The organism is Enterococcus sp. DIV1726a (assembly GCF_051710985.1).
GTDB lineage: Bacteria > Bacillota > Bacilli > Lactobacillales > Enterococcaceae > Enterococcus_B > Enterococcus_B hirae.
The window spans coordinates 1,232,853-1,249,615 of the sequence record NZ_JBIOLS010000001.1 but is presented as its reverse complement, the minus strand read 5'-3'; the positions used below and the strand labels follow the sequence as shown (position 1 = coordinate 1,249,615).

Here is a 16,763-nt window from a genome sequence, read left to right as displayed (position 1 = left end):
TTTACTCACCTCTTTGCTAAGAGTATAGCATATTACTTACAAAGTGTAAGTCCTAGTTGCTCAATTATTATTATTTATTAATATTTATTATTTTCTTTGCGCTTAATAAGACAAGAAAGACATCTGTGACAGGCTTTTCTAAAGATTCTGTCAACGCCTGTTGATAGAGATTCAATTGCCCACGATATTTTTGAATGACAGCATCAATCGCTGTTTCATCGTTGCGATCTAAAATGAAATCCGTCTTAAAGTCATATAATTGAATCGTCGTGGATAATTCGATATAACCATCAACAATCCCATGGATCAGCAATTCATCTTCTTCATTTGGGTATTGTTCAAAGACCCGTTCTGCAGGTAACAGCATCGAAAACGGTTGTTCCCGTTTGACATGCGCTTTTTGCTTGATCAATTCTTTTCCTAGCTCGGTTTCAAAAAACCAAAGAATAGCAGAAAAATCAATTTTTTTGGCTACCTTTTGATCCACTAAACGCTTTTTGACTAATTCATCTAGCAATGCTTGGATCGACTCAGTAGTCGGCATTTCTAATGGCAGCAATTGCAATAAATAGTGTGTTGCAGTTCCGATTGCCGCAGCTGAAACCTGTTGCGTTTTTTGTAAGAAACGTGGTTCAGCCAATGTATCTTGCGTATAACGGAATTGGCGGTTTAACCCTCTTGTTTCATTACTTTCCCAGACAAGTTTAGCATCAAGCGTATCATCTGGATCTTCAAACAAACGTTTAATTTCAGAAACCGATTGATAACTTGTGATTTGCGTTGACTCTTTGAAAGGATAACGATAATCGAGTCGTGCTTTCAGAGCAGGTGATAGTGGTGTTTGATCCACGTCATTATTTTCAGCAGCATCGTTTTCTTGCGCTATTAAACGTTGCCTTTTTTCAAGCAGAGATTGTTGATTCATCCAAGTAATGGCAAATTGGCTATCAGAGTTTTTTAATTCTGAAAGAATGGTTGCTTCGGCAAAATAGTTTTGCATCAATGGATGACGCATCAAACTAAGACCGATCCAGCTCATCAAGCTGTTCTTCCCTTTTAATCGAGTCGTTGGCTCTAAGACTAATTTGGTTTGTTCAGAAGCTTCTGACCAATTCTTCAAGGTATCTTCTTTATTTTTATACGAGCCGATAATAAATAATTTTTGTTCCGCACGGGTCAAACCAACGTAGAGTTTACGCATCTCCTCTGACAATAACTTATTTTGTTTGGCTGATTTGATTGCTTGGTAAGGCAAAGTATCATACAACACCCGAGTATCAGGATCCATATAACGAATTCCCGCACCTAGTTTTTCTTCAAAAGCATATCGCTTTTTTAAATCTTGCAAATTGAATTGTTTGGTCATATCTAATAAAAAGACAATAGGAAATTCTAAGCCTTTACTTGCATGGATCGTCATGACTCGAACAGCATTATCACTGGATGAAATCACCGGCTCCGCTAAATCTTTGTCTTTTTCCTGCATCTTTTCGATGAAGCGAACGAATTGATACAACCCTCTAAACGAACTTTGTTCATACGCTTTCGCACGATCAGCCAACGCATAAAGGTTTGCTTGTCTTTGGGCACCAGCTGGTAAACCTGCTACATATTCTAAATAACCGGTTTGTAAATAGATCTCCCACAGCAAGTCAGTGATTGAAGACCGCCGAGCCAGTTCCCGCCACAATTCGAGTTGATTATTGAAATGGCGCAATTTATCAGCTAATTCATTCTGATTTGCTGTTTGGTAAGCCAGCACCGCATCATAATAAGTATGCGTACGATCAGCTAAACGGATCTGTGCCAGTTCTGGTTCAATCAGTCCTACGATCGGTGAACGTAAAACGGCTGCCAATGGAATATCTTGATATGGATTATCAATCAATTGGAGTAAAGAAATCATCGTACGCAACTCCGTAGATTGAAAATAATTTTGGGCATCGTTCATTTCTAAAGGAATATCTAATGTTTTAAAGATCTCTAATATCGTCAGATTATTCTTCTTTGTAGGTGTCAAAAGTACGATATCTTTATATTCGACCGGACGATTCTGTTTCATTTTTTTATCATAGATCAGGAATTTTTCATCAATCAGTTCGCGGATTTTTAAGCCCGTCATAAAGAGTTCGCCTTCTGTTTTGTCCTCTAGATTCTCATCAATTGGAAGGTCGCTGTTTGGCTCTTCTTCTTTTTCGTAAATCAATAGTTCTGGTTCAAAGCGATCGACTTCGGGGAAATCGGGAAATCCTAATCGTAATTGTGCAGCATCATCATAAGCGATTTGTCCCACAACAGGGTCCATCAATTGTTGGAACACCAGATTGGTAAATGACAGGACTTCCTTTCGGGAACGAAAGTTTTCTGCCAAAATGATCCGTCTTCCACCCTCAGCTGTTGAAAATGCTTCATATTTTTCAATAAACAAACTAGGATCAGCTAGTCGAAAAGAATAAATCGACTGTTTGACATCCCCAACCATGAATAAATTGCCATTTGTCGGATCAGGCTGTCTAAGCCAATAAAGGATAGCTTCTTGCAACTGGTTGATATCTTGGTATTCATCGACCATTACTTCTTTGAATTGCTTACGATAAAGCTTTGATGCTTCACTTGGAAGCCATGACTCTTCTGTTTGGGTCGTCAAGATTCGCAAAGCAAGATGTTCTAAATCATTGAAATCTACTACTCCCTTTTCTCTTTTTCGTTGTCTGAAACCATCCATGAAACGTTTGGTAACACTCGTGAGCTCTTCCACTAGGACAGCAGCTTTTTTCGTCCGTTCGGTCAATTGTTCAGGAGAAATCGGAAAATATGTTTTTCCAATTTTCTGAATGATTTTTTTCGCCTGATCTCTTAAATTTTTAACTTCGGCTGAACGTTCTTTCAGCTCTGCTTTGCGACTGCTTTTAAAAGTAGTAAAAGTCAATGTTTCTAAACCCGTATAGGCTTCCGGCAATTGATCTTGTAATAAGTGATCATAAATGCGTTGGACTTGTTCTTTTTCTCCTGCAACTTGTTCCAACATTTTTTCCAGACCTTCTTCTTGCGCTAATCCAACCATTTCTTCATAAAGTTGCACACTTTGTGCCATATCTGTAAGTAGAAGTGGTCGCAATTGTTCTTGGTACAATGGTGAATGAGCTAATCCATCATCTAAACGATAGTTATCCACTAATTGATCTAACCAACGTTTGGGATCAGGATTCGCTCGCGCAAATTCATAAAGAGAGAAAACCAGATTGGTCAATCCATCATCTGAACGATCATTTGAAAAATTCATTGTTAATTGGAAAAACTCTTCCCGATCTTCGCTATAACAAGCCTCGCGTAATTCATCCCAAACATCTTCTTTCATTAAGATCGTTTCTGTCTCATCCGTTAACATCCGAAAAACTGGATCAATATCGATCAAGTAGTAGAATCGGCGGATGACCGTTAAACAAAAAGCATGTAAAGTAGAAATATTAGCACTCGGCAATAAAATCAGCTGTTTCGTGAAATGTTGTTGGCGTGCCGGATCGCTTTCACTATTGACTGCCTCTTGTAAAGCTTCTTGGATCCGTTCTTTCATTTCTTTCGCTGCCGCTTCTGTAAACGTCACGATCAAAAGTTCATCAATATTGAACCCCATTTTTAGTTTTTCGATTACTCGACGGACAAGCACTGTGGTTTTTCCAGAACCAGCGGAAGCTGATACCAGCAAGTTATCTCCCTGATCAAAAATGGCTTGCCATTGTTCGTCAGTGAATCGTTCGTTTTCTGGTCTCAAAGGAATTTTGGTCATTCTTCCTCACTCCTTTTTTCTATTCTTCGCAGGGCTTCTTCCTTGTTTAATTTTTCTAAACGGTGATAATTGTTTTCTTGCAACATCACATCAAACGTACAAACACTTCTAAAAGGACACATTTGACAAGCAAGCCGCTCCTTGTCTTTGTATGCTGGATTAAGTTTGATCTCCCCTGACGTGATTTTATCCCCTGCTAAACGCATATTCGCACGATTATGCGCCATAAAAAGTTGGAGTTCCTGTTCTGTATAGAATTTTTCTTTACTAAAACTTCCCTTTTGATAGACATCTTTCGCATTTTTCTTGATCGGATAAATCAAAGAGTTCTCTTTTGCTTCCAGTGAATGATCTAATACTTCCAATAACTCAGGTTCATCGACAAAAATGCCGTCATAACTGAATTTTTTCAATGTCTCTTTTTCAATTTCATTTGCTTCAGACAAAATCGGATTATGGACATGTAAATAATAGGAACCAGCTGGTCGAACCAATGCTTTTCCAGTCAATTTGACAGCATCCATCAACGCCACGTCTAGATAGGTCAACAGTTGCATAGCCATCCCGTAGTAAGCTTCAGTGACATCAAAGGAACGTCCACTTGATTTATAATCGACAACACTAAGCCAGGTATCCGCTTGTTCAACAGCAACATCCACACGATCAATCTTCCCACGAACATGTAATTTCCCACCATTATTCAGTGGTAATTCCAACCCTGGGATACCTTGAGCGCCAGCAATTTGGCCAAACAATATTTCTGTTTGAAGGGGCTTCATCCCTGTATTTTTACTTTGCTTTTGTAATGCCCAAGCTACTTTTTGGATCGTTTGTCCTAACTGATAACGAATATAGTTCATTCGAGCTGAACTATCTAAAATTTCAAAGCGTAACTCGCCAAAGACGTCTTGCAAGACTTTTTCAGTAAACTCTTTACGTTGTGTATCGGTCATTTCTACTAGCGATATCTGATTTGAAAATAGTAATTTAAAGAAACGGTCTAATGATTCATGATAAAAATCACCTGTAGCAGCTGGCGTTAAACCATAGACCATTCGTTCTTTCAGTTTCAAACCAAATTGGACAAAATATTTATATTCACAATTATAGAAATTTTCTAATCTGGAAATAGAGGTATAAATATCTTTACCATAGAGTTCCTCTGCCATCTTTTTAGGTAATGACACCGGGACATTAAGATGTTCTTGACTTTCAAAAATGCGCAATGCAAAATTTCGCCATTGTGATTGCAAGATCTGCTCTCTTAGTTGGCGCCAATACACCGGAACTTTTTTCTTCTCTTCCTTTGCTAAACGATAGATATGATTGATTGTATTGATCCCACTACGATACGTACCGATATAACAACTCGGATCGCTGTCTAAAACCAAATGCTCTTTTCTTTCAGCTGGGATCATCAAGTATTCCATGATTCGTTTCAAATAAGGAGAGATTTTCAACGTGTTTGTATCATAACTTTGAGCGTAACTGAGGTATAGACGCTGAGTGGCTGAAGCAAACACCAAGTAGGCTTGCAATGGTTCAAAAGACAAGTTCTCTTTTGCGGGATCAAATAAAAATTTTTCTTCCGCTAAACGAGCATTCAACGTTTCCCTTTCCTCACTAGAAAGCAAGCCTTTCGTTTCGTGCCGATCAGGAAATACTTGATCATTCAAGCCAATGGCAAACGTGACTTTCGCCTGGTTTGATCGTACCAGTTCCAAGCGGTTGATGCGTACTTGGTCGATTGCTGTAGGAATCTTCCCATAACTTAAATTTTCTAACCCGCTGGTAATGATTTCCTGAAACAAATGCCAGTCAAATTCAGATTCCCCATAAATGAGCGAATACTCGTCCAGTAAATCAATCAACGCCCCCCATGTTTGCTCATGGTTTCGGGCTGCTGCTAAATTGCCTCGTTCAATTTCTTGATTTCGCCAAAAAACTAATTGTTGGTGTACGCCACTGTTCACCAAAAAACGATAAAAGACCGTCGCGCCTTCTTGTCCATTTTTACATTTTTTTATCTTGTCAAAAAATGTTGGGACTTTCTCTTTGAAGAAGTGCCGAATATCATTCGAGCGTTTTTCTAATTCTTGAACATCTTCCAGTTGTTCTGCTTCAAAATCGTAAGACACGAACTGCCAATCTTTTTCTCTCGTCCAGTATGAACCTTGATAGTTATAAGCAAGTGCTACATTTTCAGTGACATCTAATTTTGCTCGGAACTGATTTCTTTGCTCACGCCAACTGGCTAAGTCTAGTGTATCATCCGCTTCACAAATGAATAATTCAGTTTTGAAAAAACGCATGATATCATTCAAACGATAGGCATACCGATCTAAAGCGAATAAACTATTGATCCATTCGATCAATGGATGATTCTCCATCAACTGCTCTTCATCAATATAAAAAGGAATCGCCATTTCTTTGAAAACAGGTTGTAGCAAGTTACCATAAAACGCCATATCTTTCGTTAACACTTGAATGTCACGATAGCGATAATTTTCCTCGCTGACCAAACGACGGATCTCCACAGCTAGTTGTCTGACTTCTTCGGTGGCGTTCTCTGCTTCCCAAATTCTCAACGCCTCTTGTTGCCCAACCTTCAGCGGCTGGCTTTTTTTGTTGCTAGAAGTTTCTTCCCACATTTTTTGCAAGTGCATGAGTGCAAGCGGTCTTTCATGTTCTGGGGCAAATTTTTCCACTAAAACCGGCACTCTTCGTTCTTTGGCACTGTTGATCAGTTGGAAATAGAGCTTTCCTGTTTCATGAAACAATGTCAACACTTCAGGCATATCCGTGATATAAGGACGATCAAGAAGCAAATCAATCACTAGCTGTCCCTTTTCCATCATGACCTGTAACAATTGATATTCTTGCGCATTGACTCGAGTGAAACCACTAACGATAAATTTCACCTTAGACATGTCTTGCGTTTGTAAATAATTTGCCAAAATGGTCAAAGCATCTTCAGATTGCAGCGCACGTTGGACTAATTCTTCTTCAAAAGCTGTAAAAATCAATTGAAGATCTTTCATTTTCAACTGTTGATTTTCAGCTTTTACCGTATCCGCTAGTTCTGAAAAGACAAGATCTTCAGGTGAAATATTTCCAATACGTAATTCATTGTGCAATTCTTGCAGCTGGCGAATAAACCCTTTTTTATTGATTTCTCCCCGAAAAATCGTTAAATTTTCTTCATTTTTTTCTAGGATCTGTCGCAAGATCATTGCCGAACCAGATTCTGAAAGTTCATTACCAGACAATAACGTTGTTTGCTGCAACAAATACCACGCTAAACGATAAAAACTAAAGACTTGGACATTCGTTGTACTAAATGACGTTTTGCCACTTCTTTGACGCAGCTCTGTCAAGATTTCTTGTTCTTGTTCAAATTTATTATAGTTAGGTACAAGGAAAAATACCTGGTGCATGCTATCTTTTGCTAACCATTCGACTGATTCATCAATCAACGCTGTACGGTGGTCTTTTCGGGCTGTCCCGAGAATAAATTGTAAAGACATTTTCCCTCTCCTTATTCCTTAGATTCATTCCTCATTCATTATACCAAAAACAACTGAACATTTGTTCTTTCTCCTATTTTTTTTAGAAATTAATTGTTTGCGCTTATAGAGATTATTTTACCAAATCCTCTCAAAAAAAGTTTAAGACTACTTCTTGCGATTCACATCCATCAATCGCTATCCTTTACTTATTTCTTATACTTATCCATATAAAAAAAGCACCAAAGCTAGTTATTTCCACTAACTTTGATACTTTCTTTTATAACTTCATTTGGTTTAATGAATGGAACCCATCAATTTTTTGATTGGTTCTTTGATCATAAACAATACAACTGCTCCAACGATTGCTACGACACCGACAATCCCGAAATAAGCAGATTCAGTACCTGGTGTATAGAAACGCGCGATTTGTGCATTGATCGCTTGTGAAGAAGCATCTGCCAAGAACCAGATAGCAATGGTTTGTGATTCAAAAGCTTTAGGTGCTAATTTTGTTGTCGCAGACAAGCCAACTGGTGATAAGCATAATTCAGCGATTACGACAATGAAGAAGCTGCCGATCAACCACATTGGACTTACTTTACTATCTGTGCCATAAAGCATGCCTGGTAACATCATTAATAAGAAAGATAACCCAGCAAATAATAATCCTAGTGAGAATTTCACTACTGTTGATGGTTGTCGTTTTCCTAATCTCGTCCACAATGTAACAAATACTGGTGTCAAGACGAAGATGAAAATCGGATTCAATGATTGGTACCAACTAGCTGGAATATTCATACCGAACAATGTTGATTGTGTCCGTTCTTGTGCAAACAGAGCCAAGATGGAAGATCCTTGTTCTTGTAACGACCAGAAAATGATCGCTGCTAAAAATAATGGGATATACGCCCATACTTTTGGTTTTTCCTCTGCTGTAACATTTTTAGCTGTTAACATTTTAACAAAATAGTATAACGGTAAAAGAATACCTAAAACACTAATTGAATTGACAAAGAAATCAATGGTTAAATGTCCAGTGACTTGTGCGCCACCAAAGATTGCTACAATCACAACTAAAGCAATGACTAAGTTACGAATGAATTTTTTACGCTCTGCTGCTGTTAATGGGTTAGGAGCAACTGTTCCTATACCATCCAACGTTTTACGTCCTTGGATCACGTATTGTAACAGTCCAAAGAACATTCCGATTGCAGCTAATGAGAAGCCAAGATGGTAGTTGTATTCCTGTCCGATCGTTCCTACGATGATCGGTGCTAGCATCGCACCTAAGTTGATCCCCATATAAAAAATAGAGAAGCCGGCATCTCGTCTTAAATCAGTTTTTGAATAAAGATGTCCAACCATTCCGGAAACATTTGGTTTCAAAAAGGCTGTCCCAAAGATAATCAAAGCCATTGAGACGAATAAAGTGGAAACACCAAATGGCAATGCTAAGACGATATGTCCAAGCATAATAAATATTCCACCGAAGAAAACAGTTCTTTTTGCACCTAGTACACGGTCTGAAACCCAACCACCGATGATACTAGACATATAAATCAGTGAACCATAAATTGACATAATTGCTAATGCTGTTGCGGTAGGTAATCCAAGTCCACCGTTTGCTACAGTATCGTACATGTAGTAAAGCAACAGCGCACGCATACCATAATAACTAAATCGTTCCCACATCTCTGTGAAGAACAATGTTGACAACCCCTTCGGCTGACCGAAGAAGCCCTTGTCTTGTTGATTTTCCATAATCCATACCCCAATTCTTTAAATTTTCAGAAAATACTATAAATATTCACTGAAAAATTTAACTAAAAAACTTATTTAAGAAATATATACTTATTTTCTATAAAAACGAATAAAATTTAATGGGAAAACGATAATAAAAAATAAACAGATATTTAATAATTATATATTGCTATTTTAAAATGATCGAGTTTTACTTAGTTTAACAACAATGGAAACGTTAACTAAAATAACCTCTATTATTTTAATATTCATTAAAAAATTTACTTATTTTTTGTGAGCATATTATTTCACTTACTTTTTGTAAGGTGATATACTTCGTATGTACTCATAAAATATGCAGATCGCAACTAAAGGAGATTTTACCATGACAACATTTACAACAACTTTGCAAAACCGTCGTTCTATCTATGATTTAGGACGTAACGTAACACTATCAAATGAAGAATTAACAGCTTTGATCAAAGAAGCAATCAAAGAAAGTCCAACTGCATTTAATGCACAATCAACACGAGCAGTCATTCTTTTTGGAGATGCTCACGAAAAATTATGGGAAATGACCGAAGAAGCTCTTCGCCCATTGACACCTGCTGAAGCTTTTCCAAATACGCAAAATAAATTAGCGGGCTTCAAAAAAGGCTATGGAACAGTCTTGTTCTTTAAAGATACAGATATCATCAAAAATCTCCAAGAACAATTTACATTATATGCTGACAACTTCCCAGATTGGTCAGAACAATCAAATGGGATTGCTACAGCAAATACATGGGTAGCCTTAACAGAACAAGGTTTAGGAGCTAACTTGCAACATTACAATCCAGTAATTGACGAAGCTGTCGCTAAAGAATGGAACATCCCATCTAATTGGAAACTACGTTCTCAATTAGTGTTTGGCTCACCAGAAACACCAGCTGGAGAAAAAGAATATATGAACGACGAAGATCGTTTCCGTGTATTTAACTAAAACCTCTATGTAATAACCAACTTTTAGCCCAATACTTTAATGGTTGTGAATAGCGTGCTTTAACTTGAACAATAAGTGCACATTTTTAAAATAGCTTTTCAACTCCTTAAAAGTGTCTGCTTATGGTTTAATGTTCACTCTGTGATACCATTTCTGTCTATATTAAACTACTAAAGATAAAGAGCTCGGGGCGAAGGTCGCCCTGAGCTCTTTATCAATTTTCTTTTATCCTACCTTTAACCAGAAGGACTTGTTACATTAATTACATAAAAATCTTAAAATAGTCTATTCATGCGTTCTATTAGACTTGCCTATTAATAAATTCTATCAAATTTCACTAAAAAATTTAGAGATACCTTTAATGATCTTAAAAAATTAGATAATATGGATACTGGGACAAAAGTTGTCTCAGTCTCTTCTAGTATCTCTAAAACGAATAAAATGAGTTTTTGTGTTTCTTGTCAATTTTCGGAAATTCCTTCTTATTTATTGATACTAAACACTTTTGTCTCAACCTCTTCCTGATGGCTTTGTTACGACTATCATCTTTTTCTATTATTTTGAATGAATTAATTTATAACAAGCATATAAGTTTTTCAACACCCAGGTTTTATTTTCGTAAACGAGATATTTTGCAGCCCACTGAGGCTTGTATTTTTCTTTGTATTTCCTTAACCCTTTGAATGAATACAAATACTGAGTATTATTATAGACGCTGTAAATAAACGTATTCTCTAAATTAATTGTGTTTTTATAAGTAGAAGAGAACGGAGCCATTCCTAAATTGAATTTTTGATAACCTTGTTCCTTAGCCCATAGGATGGAATATAAATAAAGAGCATCCATCATTGCCACTTCTTCACTGATAGACCAACGGATCAAGTCGACTGAAATGGTCTCATTAGTATAAGTTGGCATCATGGAAACAAAGCCAACAATTTTTTGTTCTTGATTTCTTATAATACCAACTGCTGCACAATTTAAATATTCCTTCTCAAATCGTCCGACAGAAAAAGTCATCTCATTTTTTGACCTTAACCATTGATCAGATACTTCTTTCAATTCTGACAACAGTTCACGATCATGGGATAACTGTGATGTTGGTGAAAATTCCGAAGAAATTGAGCCCACGCTTTCTGATGACTCTGAAACAATTGTCGGTTCGATGATTTCAAACGTATACCCTAGTTTTTCCATTTGGTTTAATGTTGCTCTAAACCCTCTCTTCTTCTTCCCTGATAGTGAAAACTCAGATAAATCAATGACTGCTTCTTCTCCTAACTTGAAAAATTCGCAATTTAGATCATTATAAAAACTAAGGTACTGTGTGGAAGCTTGATAAAAAACAATTCGTTTGCCTAATTGATTCGCTTTAGACACCAAAGTTTTCAAAAAAGGAAAAATGGCTTCTTGTTTACCAACTGGATCACCTAAAATAAAGAGATAATGGTTATTTTCTTGATAAATCACTGCAACATCTTCCCACCACGCAACTCGGTTTTCCTTTAAAAAACCTAAATGAGCTAAGTGATTTCCACCATTTTGTTCTAAGAAATTTCGATATTCAGCATCATCTAATAGCTTTAAATCAAGCTTTAATGATTTCCTTTTTCTTCTTCGGTGTATAACTGACCAAAGCCCAGAAAGTAAAAGCAATAATAGTGTCGTTCCACTCAGAATAAAGAATGATTGTCTAGGCAATATCGGAAAAATTTCAGTTAGACTATCAAATACATAGAGACATGCTAAAGTCCAAATCAATTTTTCTAAAACACTTTGTTTGATGACTTCGACCTCTAACCATCTCCTATAAAATAGAGTATCTACAAATAATACCGTTGTTAATAAGAGGGCTGTCAAACTTTGGTCTTCCCAAAAAAGATAAAACTGACAAAGTGCTAATAACATCAGTTTGAAACGCAACATTTCCCAAGTATCGATCGCCCCTTTATAAATCCCTACAACATCTGTCAGTAATAAAATGCTCAGACATACGTAAATTGGCGCAATAAAAAAAGCCGACTTCATTCCCATATATGCATATTCAAAAAATAAAATGCATGAATCAAATAAAAATGTTAATGAACAAAATAGAAAAATGGCTGTGCTGAGCGTTCTTCCAATTTGCTTCATCTGTGCTTGCGTAATCGAAAATACTACTGTCGTAAATTCCTTCGTAAGAATCGTAAATTGATTATTGCTGATTTTTTGACTAATCAGCATTTGAACTTCACTCACACTGAACAATAAACCAAACAATAGTGGAATGAAGTAATACGCTAAACGATACAGAATCAGCGCCATCAATACTGCTTCTTTATCTATCTGCAGCTCCTGTGTAGCGCCTAAAAGGAAAATGACATCAAACGCACCAAAACCACCTGGTACCATACTAATAATTCCAGCAATCGTTGCTAAAATAAAAATACTTTCCATATCAACGAATTGAACCTGCAAGTTAAGAAAACGAAACGCGACGTACATCACAATACCAGAAGTGAGATAATCAATCGTTGATACGATCGTGAATTGTAAACCTAACCATCTCGCAGCTGGAAGTGGCGGTTTGATACTAATGTAGCCGATATATAGAGGCAACAAACAAGCACTGACAATTAAACCAATCTTGATCGTATCATTTCCCTCTAATAAATGACTTTCTGGAAAAACATTTAGCAGCACCATTGCAGATAATACGCCCACACCAGAAATAGATGAGATCAATAATAGCGAAATCGCTTTTTTTAGTTGGTTTACTCTGCTTTGGTCAATATAGTTTTTATAGAAATTATAACGTACACTGGCACCAAAAATTCCACCAAATCCCAAAACTGCATTGAATGAATTGGCAATCCAGCTGATTTTTAATAGTTTTATTTTAGAAATTTTCATCGTCTTCAGTTTTCGGATCAATGCAAAGTCGTAGAGACAAAGAATGAAAATGCCTAAAGCACCTACTAAAAACAAACTGAAAATTTTTAAGATAGATTCATTACTAATTGTTTGTAACACTTTGCTTAACCTAATGGTAGAAAGTTCACTATTTATTTTTAAAACAGAGATCGAAAAAATGAATAGTGAGAATATAATTTTGAAAAAATTGAGTTTTATCCTCTTCATTAAAATTAAAAGTCCTTTCATTATAATAGAGCTAATATATATCAAATTAGTGAAACAATTTTTTTAATGTTATTATAAAAGTGATCGCAACGATTCAAAAATAAATAAACAAACTCTTTCTCATACGAAGAATCATTTTGAAATGCTGTATAATCTAGCGTCTGCAAGGCAAAGAAAAAAGAGACCGAGCTAATACTAGCCTCAGTCTCTTATTATATATGCGACTCCGAAATAGGTTCATCCCATATATCGCTCACTATCGTTCTTTGTTCTTATTCTAAAGTAACTTACTCTTGATCAGAATCAATCATAATATCAATTTCGGCATCATCATTTAAATGCTGTGCTAAAAAAGTGACCAACTCTTCCATGGATACAGAAAATTTCAGCATGGGTCCACGCCAACCGTTACGAAAGAAATTCATTTTTATGATGGAAGATCCTTCCGGTTGATACAAAACGATTTTATTGATCTCAGAAAAAGGAACACCTTTTTTATCAAAGCTATTTAGAACAAGCCCATCTTCTGTTATACCACGACTATCTAGTAAAAAGCTGATGAAAATTAGCGCTGACAAGACCCCTTTTGCCAATTCATCTGCAGTTGGTTGACTAATCAGCGTAAACCAAAGAACTAAGATTGCCAGAAAAGGCACGACTAAGTAAACCCAGCGATTTCTAACCGTTCGATAGACGATTTCTCGACGTACCAACCATAAAAACAAACACATAACAAAGACAAATAAAAATAATAGTAAAGTAAATATACTAATCATCTAACTACACCTCTTTTCTCTTTCCAAATACTCGAAAAAGAAATAAAAATTACAAGCAAAAGGACATACAGTACCGATTTCGTTACTGTACGTCCAAAATCATTTCTTCTTATTCAAATGTTTCGTATTTTGCAACAACCATACTTGCTTTTTCTTCTAATAACTCTTGATCTTCCATTGCGCATTGAGCAACTTTGACTACGGCACAATTCGTCATTTTTGAAACAACTTCTCCGATAACTGCTTTTGTAAACCCAATCGGTTTACATGAATATTGCTCTCCTAAATTAATCATTTCTTCCGTCATCAAAATCCTCCTAAACTACCAAGCTCTTTTATAAGGTAACTGTTTTTTTCAAACAGTAATTGCTCTTTCAAATAAACATCATCTAAAAACATTTGTTATTTGACCTGCGATTTATTTCGACCTTACTGGCATTATAGCGTACTGTTTTCGTTTTCACAATTAAAAACTATCAATAAATCGAAACATTTTTTTCAATTTAAAAAAAATTATTCGGCTATTGATCCTGTGATTTTTCAGGACTTTTGTCTTTTTATTTTAAATTTGGAAAACAACATGTCAAATTTTTTATTTTATTTTTAAAAAAAAGCATTATAATATGTAAATATCAGAAAAAAGGGGAATTATTATGAAAAGATTCATTGGTAAAAAAATATTATTCTTGGCAGTCCTATTATTCGTTATTTTTTCTGCCACCACTTATTTTCACCATTCACACAATGTTGGAAAGGATACTGAAAAAGTGAGTAGTTATGCTAAAAAACAAGTTTTACTTGATGTCCCCTTGGAAAGCCAATTCACCGAGCCAGCGTTAGGAAATGGCTGTGAAGTTACTTCACTGTCCATGCTGCTTTCTTATTATGGTTACGAGACTTCTAAAAACCAGTTAGCTCAACAATTGAATTACGTTCCTGTTTTTAATGCTGACGGTACACATGGCGATCCTAATGAAGGGTTTGTTGGGGACATCAGCGGTGGAGATTGGGCAATGGGCGTCTATGTCCCGCCTATCGCTTCGTTGGCACAGACAATCGTAAAAACAGATTATCATACTCTTCCAAAAACCGATGCAACAATCAATGACATTAAGAAAGCTTTACAACAAGGAAAGCCTGTGTGGGCCTCCGTTACTTTAGATTTCCAAGTGCCTACTGATACTGATTTCGTTACTTGGCAAACAAACAATGGGCAAGTAAAAGTGACACCATTAAACCATGCCTGTGTAGTTACTGGTTATGACAATGACAATATTTATGTAAATGATCCTTATGGAGAAAAAAACAGACCCGTAGCAATCAAAGATTTTGAGGCAATTTTCACCTCAATGGGTGGTCAAATGTTGACTTTAGAGAAAAGCTAGTATTTTTATAAAAAATACATTATACTCTAGCTAAATATGATGGAAAGGATTGAGGGAAATGGAAAAAATTCATAAAAAAATAGATCCTAATGAAATTCCGATTATTTTCGTTCGTGATGTAAATGGTCATACACCAACCAAAGTTTCCGTCAAGGAATGGACGGATCGCTATAGCCCAGTTTCACTCAATGAGTTACAGATCAAACTTTATCGTCAAGCATTAGCCTATTATTCTGAGAAAGATTATGCAAAAGCGATTGATTTATTGAAATTTTTAATCTCACAAACAAACTATACACATTTTGAATACATCGAACGTTTGGCAACGATCTATCGAATCATCGATGCTCCACTAAAAGAATTTCAGTTACTTTCTAATACATTATCAATTGCCAATTTGATCCCACTTCCATCTGGTTTAATCAAGAAGTTAGAAAGACGAATGATCACTGTCAAAAAAAAGCTGGATAAAGAGTAATCTCTTGCATTTTCTTTGTGTCGTGCTATGATCAAATTGTTCGATTGGGATGTAGCCAAACTGGTAAGGCACTTGACTCTGAATCAAGCAATTGCAGGTTCGAACCCTACCATCCCAATAAAAAAACCAATCAGAAATTCAGTTTTCTGATTGGTTTTTTTATATCTTCTTTAAGTTTACATAATAAAATTATATTTATCCAATGATAGCTAATGCTTTTTTAGGTACTTCTTTTTTGTCAACTTCTTCATATGACTCGACGTGAGCACCCTTATTAATGATCTTTAAATAATGTCCTTCTTTTAAAATAGATAAACCTGTAAATTCAATCGTTCGTTCATGTCCCTTTTGATCGGCAGCTTTTTGGATATAAGTCGCTGTTCCATAGGAGTTGACTTCATCTGGTTTTTTCGTCTTGACGTATACCTCTCCTTTTGTTACCAACGGATTTAATTGGTCTACCACACCTGCCATCTCATCGTGGGAATTTTGCGTATAAAACTTCAAGCCCACTAATGCGACTCCTGCAAATAATACTGTTCCAATAACTACTTTTACTACTTTCATTTTTCTACCTCCTATTTTTATTTCATTATATCCATAAAAATAAACGGCTTCATCCGCCTCTAGTTGGAGATTTTTCTCCGACTTTGGCACAAAAGCTTTTGCTCACCCTTGTTCTAAATAATGCTCAATATTAAAAAACGCTCAAAACGGCTAAAACCATTTCAAGCGTTTTTTTTAATAATAAAATCATGAGCAACAATTTTGCCATATGATTAATTTCTTGTAATTAATACAGCCTAGTTGGATCATAATGATAAACTACATTCCCGTTCAATAATGCCTTACCTACGACATATTTACGATTCTCTAATTTTAGCCACGCTTCACGAAAAAGCATGACCTCTTCTCTTTTGACCTCAATTTTTTCAATTTTTCCGTCAATCAATTCTTGGATAAGTGCTTCGTATGGATTCATTGTT

The 16,763-nt window shown here is 36.0% G+C and carries 11 protein-coding genes and 1 tRNA gene; 4 read left to right on the top strand and 8 right to left on the bottom strand.

What is annotated here, in order from left to right; all coding sequences use genetic code 11:
* Positions 1-70: 70 nt before the first annotated feature.
* The 3 genes from addA to IGJ27_RS05655 all read right to left on the bottom strand — a co-directional run bounded on the left by addA (position 71) and on the right by IGJ27_RS05655 (position 9,057).
* The gene (gene addA / locus IGJ27_RS05665) at positions 71-3,787 is read right to left on the bottom strand and encodes a helicase-exonuclease AddAB subunit AddA (protein WP_178306002.1); all 3,717 of its coding nucleotides are present in this window, start codon (positions 3,785-3,787) and stop codon (positions 71-73) included.
* Positions 3,784-7,314, bottom strand: a complete 3,531-nt coding sequence (locus IGJ27_RS05660) for a PD-(D/E)XK nuclease family protein (protein ID WP_178306003.1) — start codon at positions 7,312-7,314, stop codon at positions 3,784-3,786. The genes addA and IGJ27_RS05660 overlap by 4 nt, the downstream gene beginning before the upstream one ends.
* A gap of 276 nt (positions 7,315-7,590) precedes the next feature.
* On the bottom strand, positions 7,591-9,057 hold the full coding sequence (locus tag IGJ27_RS05655; protein WP_010719307.1) for a peptide MFS transporter: 1,467 nt from the start codon (positions 9,055-9,057) through the stop codon (positions 7,591-7,593).
* Positions 9,058-9,421: 364 nt separating this feature from the next.
* Between IGJ27_RS05655 and IGJ27_RS05650 the strand changes: the two genes are divergently transcribed.
* Positions 9,422-10,018, top strand: coding sequence for a nitroreductase family protein (locus IGJ27_RS05650; RefSeq protein WP_010719308.1), 597 nt, complete (start codon positions 9,422-9,424; stop codon positions 10,016-10,018).
* Positions 10,019-10,573: 555 nt separating this feature from the next.
* On the opposite strand, the gene IGJ27_RS05645 is transcribed toward IGJ27_RS05650, so the two are convergent.
* The 3 genes from IGJ27_RS05645 to IGJ27_RS05635 all read right to left on the bottom strand — a co-directional run bounded on the left by IGJ27_RS05645 (position 10,574) and on the right by IGJ27_RS05635 (position 14,221).
* Positions 10,574-13,030: a phosphatidylglycerol lysyltransferase domain-containing protein gene (locus tag IGJ27_RS05645; RefSeq protein WP_230845949.1), complete on the bottom strand. Its 2,457-nt coding sequence runs from the start codon at positions 13,028-13,030 to the stop codon at positions 10,574-10,576.
* Between the two features lie 395 nt (positions 13,031-13,425).
* Entirely contained in the window at positions 13,426-13,914 is a 489-nt protein-coding gene (locus IGJ27_RS05640) for a hypothetical protein (RefSeq protein WP_010719310.1), read from the bottom strand.
* Between the two features lie 109 nt (positions 13,915-14,023).
* The gene (locus IGJ27_RS05635) at positions 14,024-14,221 is read right to left on the bottom strand and encodes a hypothetical protein (RefSeq protein WP_010719311.1); all 198 of its coding nucleotides are present in this window, start codon (positions 14,219-14,221) and stop codon (positions 14,024-14,026) included.
* Between the two features lie 346 nt (positions 14,222-14,567).
* On the opposite strand from IGJ27_RS05635, the gene IGJ27_RS05630 reads away from it, so the two are divergent.
* The 3 genes from IGJ27_RS05630 to IGJ27_RS05620 all read left to right on the top strand — a co-directional run bounded on the left by IGJ27_RS05630 (position 14,568) and on the right by IGJ27_RS05620 (position 15,895).
* Complete coding sequence (locus tag IGJ27_RS05630) at positions 14,568-15,299, top strand: C39 family peptidase (protein ID WP_034700662.1); 732 nt, start codon at positions 14,568-14,570, stop codon at positions 15,297-15,299.
* 58 nt (positions 15,300-15,357) lie between these two features.
* Positions 15,358-15,777, top strand: a complete 420-nt coding sequence (locus IGJ27_RS05625) for a hypothetical protein (RefSeq protein ID WP_126344052.1) — start codon at positions 15,358-15,360, stop codon at positions 15,775-15,777.
* 45 nt (positions 15,778-15,822) lie between these two features.
* Positions 15,823-15,895 (top strand) — tRNA-Gln (locus tag IGJ27_RS05620).
* A 77-nt stretch (positions 15,896-15,972) separates the two neighbouring features.
* On the opposite strand, the gene IGJ27_RS05615 is transcribed toward IGJ27_RS05620, so the two are convergent.
* On the bottom strand, positions 15,973-16,344 hold the full coding sequence (locus IGJ27_RS05615) for a YxeA family protein (protein WP_010737476.1): 372 nt from the start codon (positions 16,342-16,344) through the stop codon (positions 15,973-15,975).
* A 226-nt stretch (positions 16,345-16,570) separates the two neighbouring features.
* Positions 16,571-16,759 (bottom strand): hypothetical protein, encoded by a 189-nt coding sequence (locus IGJ27_RS05610; protein WP_010719315.1) that lies wholly within the window; start codon positions 16,757-16,759, stop codon positions 16,571-16,573.
* Positions 16,760-16,763 lie beyond the last annotated feature (4 nt).